The sequence below is a fragment of the Streptomyces sp. AcH 505 genome (assembly GCF_000818175.1).
In the GTDB taxonomy this organism is placed as follows: domain Bacteria; phylum Actinomycetota; class Actinomycetes; order Streptomycetales; family Streptomycetaceae; genus Streptomyces.
In genome coordinates this window covers 4,385,361-4,387,580 of sequence record NZ_JTIY01000001.1, presented here as the reverse complement: position 1 = coordinate 4,387,580, position 2,220 = coordinate 4,385,361, and the positions used below count along the sequence as shown (strand labels likewise).

General features: G+C 74.3%; 3 protein-coding genes. 1 reads left to right on the top strand and 2 read right to left on the bottom strand.

From position 1 onward, the window contains the following. A partial coding sequence (locus HY68_RS20075) for a HEAT repeat domain-containing protein (protein WP_041990813.1) occupies positions 1-1,102 on the top strand: 1,102 nt, incomplete at its 5' end. 24 nt (positions 1,103-1,126) lie between these two features. Here HY68_RS20075 and HY68_RS20070 read toward each other — a convergent pair. Further along, a complete protein-coding gene (locus HY68_RS20070) occupies positions 1,127-1,513 on the bottom strand; it encodes a barstar family protein (RefSeq protein WP_041990811.1) in 387 nt (128 codons plus the stop codon). A 60-nt stretch (positions 1,514-1,573) separates the two neighbouring features. After that, complete coding sequence (locus HY68_RS20065; protein ID WP_041990809.1) at positions 1,574-1,963, bottom strand: ribonuclease domain-containing protein; 390 nt, start codon at positions 1,961-1,963, stop codon at positions 1,574-1,576. Between the last annotated feature and the right edge of the window lie 257 nt (positions 1,964-2,220).

Here is a 2,220-nt window from a genome sequence, read left to right as displayed (position 1 = left end):
CGCCGCCGTACGGGCTCTGCTGCGGCACGGCGCCGGGCTCCACGACGAGGGCGCGCGGGAGGCGGCGCTCGCCGAGGCGCTGCGCTGGTCGGCGCTGGACGTGGAGCACGAGCTGCGCGCGGGGCTGCGGCACGCCTACGGGGACGGCTACGGGACGGTGGTGCGCCGGATCGTCGCCGACGGCTCGCAGAGCGTCCTGGTGGAGCTGGTACGGGACGACGGCACCCCGGTGGCGGGCCGGGAGCAGCAGACCGGCCACGCGGCCGTCGCGACGGTGCTGGAGGCGGAGCTGGCGGTCGCGACGCCGTACGAGGAGCTGGCGCTGCGCGCGCTGCGGTGCGGCGATCCGGAGCGTGACGACTGGCTGGAGTCGGTGGCCGCGCTGTGGCGGCGCGGCGATGAGGAAACGTTCCAGTCGGTCGCCGCGTGGTGTGCGAGCGACGATCCGCTGCGCCGGGCCTTCGCCGCCGACGCGCTGGGCAGGCTGGGTTCGGCGCCGGCGCACGGCACGCAGGACGCGAACGGCGACGCCGGTACGGGTCCGTTCACCGCGCGGGCGGTGGCGCTGCTGGGCGAGCTGTCCCGGACGGCGGAGGAACCTGAGCCGGCGCGTGCGGCCGTGCGGGCGCTGGGGCGGTGCGGTGATCCGTCGGCGCTCCCGGAGATCCTGCGCCACGCGGGCCACCCGGACTCCGGTGTACGGCGGGCGGTGGCGCTGGCGCTGCGCGAGGTCCTGGCCGGGGCGCCGGGCGCCGACGGCGGGGTCGTACGGGCGCTGGTCGCCCTGAGCGGGGACGCGTGGGCGTCGGTCAGGGCGGGGGCGGTCCCGGCGCTTGCGGGCGTACCGGCCGACGCTGCGGAGCTCCGCGAGGCGCTGGCGGCCCGGCTCGACGACCCGGACGCCGGTACGGCGGCGTGGGCGGCGTACGGCCTGGCGGTACGTCAGGACGCGCGCGCCGTCGACGCGTTGGCCCGGATCCTCGCGGAGGAGGATCCGGCGGGGCACGCGCGCGCCACGGCGCTGGACGCGGTGCGCTACGTCCCCGACGGCGAGGACCGGCTCAGGCTGGAGTCCACGCTGCCGCGCCGCAGCCACGCCTGACGGGCAGGCGGGCATGACGGACCGTCAGAGCAGTCGCAGGGTGCCCGGTGCCTTCTCCTCGATGATCTGCACGAGCCAGTCGAAGACGGTGGGCCCCCTGCCGGCCTTGGCCTCGGCCAACTCGCCCTCGATCGCCGCCCGGTTGGCGGGGTGGGCGTTGGCGAGCCGCCGCTGGAGCGCCACCGCTGTCTCCTGATGGCCGAGGGCGACCCGGGACAGGTCGTGCCGGCGCCATTCGATGACGAAGTCGCCGTCGTCCGGCGTGCCGTACCCGCCGCTCAGGCAGTCGGCGAACGCGTCGAGATTGCTGCCGAAATAGCCGCCGGGGCCGTTCACGGCGGCGCCGATCGCCTGCCAGAAACGCTGGAGGTCGGTGACCTCCGCCCCGTCGATCACATACGTCACCGTCATGGGGCGGAGGTTACCTTTCCGTGCGGTCGTAGGCGGTCAGCGGTCAGCGGTCGTCCGTGCTCAGCAGCTGTAGTTGACGAGCTTGAACGACGCGTAGTGGTCGGCGGTGTAGTAGTCCTCGTTGCTCTTCTTGCCGGTGATGATGCGGCGCGCGCCACGGTCGGGAGAGCCGGGCGTCACCACGGTGTACTCGTGGTAGTAGCTGCTCGACTGGCTGGGCAGCAGGTGCTCGCGGTTCTGGAAGACGGCACCGTCCTGGGAGTACGGGAACGGGCCGCCGGCCTCGATGAGGTCGAGGGTGTGGTGGGCCTGGGAGGGGAGGCTGCCGTAGCAGACGCTGCCGACGGCGGCCGGGGCCGCTGTGGCGGAGGCGGAGATACCGCCGACAAGGAGCGTGGAGGTCAGGGCGACGAGTCCGCCGAGAGCGGCGATACGTGGGGGAATTCGCATGGCCCTATGATGACGCGCGTAGACAGGTGCACGTCAATGCCAACTCCGGTCAGTTTCCCGGAAGTTAACCGATCGGCGACGGATCGTGCGGCGCCGTACACCGAACCGCCCGGCAGCACGCGAGGGCGCGCTGCCGGGCGGTTCAGGTGCATCGGTGCCGGTCGGTACGGAGAGTCAGGCCGCGGTGCGCCTGCCGCCTTCGGAGCTGCCCCGGCCACGGCGGCTGCGACCGCCGCCCGCGCGCGGCGCGGTCTCCA

What these genes read in the sequence shown, in the direction of transcription:
- HY68_RS20070 (WP_041990811.1), bottom strand. Translation starts at nt 1,513, where the DNA reads ATGACGGTGACGTATGTGATCGACGGGGCGGAGGTCACCGACCTCCAG.
- HY68_RS20065 (WP_041990809.1), bottom strand. Translation starts at nt 1,963, where the DNA reads ATGCGAATTCCCCCACGTATCGCCGCTCTCGGCGGACTCGTCGCCCTG.